This is a genomic window from Planococcus ruber (genome assembly GCF_022819085.1).
GTDB lineage: Bacteria > Bacillota > Bacilli > Bacillales_A > Planococcaceae > Planococcus > Planococcus ruber.
Window position 1 is genome coordinate 197,737 of the sequence record NZ_JALHAG010000009.1, and the last position, 895, is coordinate 198,631.

The 895-nt window shown below is 50.5% G+C and carries 8 tRNA genes and 1 rRNA gene; all 9 read right to left on the bottom strand.

Annotated elements, in window-relative coordinates:
• Nucleotides 1–4: 4 nt before the first annotated feature.
• Nucleotides 5–80: transfer RNA gene (locus MTR82_RS12225), tRNA-Thr, on the bottom strand.
• A gap of 22 nt (nucleotides 81–102) precedes the next feature.
• Nucleotides 103–178: transfer RNA gene (locus MTR82_RS12230), tRNA-Phe, on the bottom strand.
• A gap of 18 nt (nucleotides 179–196) precedes the next feature.
• A tRNA-Asp gene (locus MTR82_RS12235) sits at nucleotides 197–272 on the bottom strand.
• A gap of 3 nt (nucleotides 273–275) precedes the next feature.
• Nucleotides 276–352 (bottom strand) — tRNA-Met (locus tag MTR82_RS12240).
• 74 nt (nucleotides 353–426) lie between these two features.
• Nucleotides 427–502 (bottom strand) — tRNA-Val (locus tag MTR82_RS12245).
• Nucleotides 503–512: 10 nt separating this feature from the next.
• Nucleotides 513–587, bottom strand: a tRNA-Glu gene (locus MTR82_RS12250).
• 33 nt (nucleotides 588–620) lie between these two features.
• A tRNA-Ser gene (locus MTR82_RS12255) sits at nucleotides 621–710 on the bottom strand.
• A gap of 7 nt (nucleotides 711–717) precedes the next feature.
• Nucleotides 718–792 (bottom strand) — tRNA-Asn (locus MTR82_RS12260).
• 13 nt (nucleotides 793–805) lie between these two features.
• A 5S ribosomal RNA gene (rrf, locus tag MTR82_RS12265) occupies nucleotides 806–895 on the bottom strand; the annotation flags it as partial.

Here is an 895-nt window from a genome sequence, read left to right on the forward strand (position 1 = left end):
AAAATGGTGCCGGAGAAAGGACTTGAACCCTCAACCTACTGATTACAAGTCAGTTGCTCTACCAGTTGAGCTACTCCGGCATGGAGATAAAAAATAAAAATATGGTGGGTCAGGACGGAATCGAACCGCCGACACTTAGAGCTTCAATCTAATGCTCTACCAACTGAGCTACTGACCCACATTTGAAAGATAAAAATGGCGGTCCCGACCGGGATCGAACCGGCGATCTCCTGCGTGACAGGCAGGCATGTTAACCGCTACACCACGGGACCATTTGGTTGCGGGGGCAGGATTTGAACCTGCGACCTCCGGGTTATGAGCCCGACGAGCTACCGAACTGCTCTACCCCGCGATAATAATAGTTGAGTTTGTTTCCTATATTATAGAAGAAACACATATTTACAAGTTTTGCTTATGTATTGTAAATGGTGGAGGATGACGGGATCGAACCGCCGACCCTCTGCTTGTAAGGCAGATGCTCTCCCAGCTGAGCTAATCCTCCAGTTATATAATGGTGACCCCTACGGGATTCGAACCCGTGTTACCGCCGTGAAAGGGCGGTGTCTTAACCGCTTGACCAAGGGGCCATTGATTTGTAGTCTTCGTTTGGATAATGCTACTGGCGGAGAGCAAGGGATTCGAACCCTTGAGACGGTTGCCCGCCTACATGATTTCCAATCATGCTCCTTCGGCCACTCGGACAGCTCTCCAAAAGAATGGCTCCGAAGGTAGGATTCGAACCTACGACCATCGCATTAACAGTGCGGTGCTCTACCACTGAGCTACTTCGGAATAATATGGATCAGCCTGGCAACGTCCTACTCTCACAGGGGGAGACCCCCAACTACCATCGGCGCAAAAGAGCTTAACTTCCGTGTTCGGGATGGGAACGGGT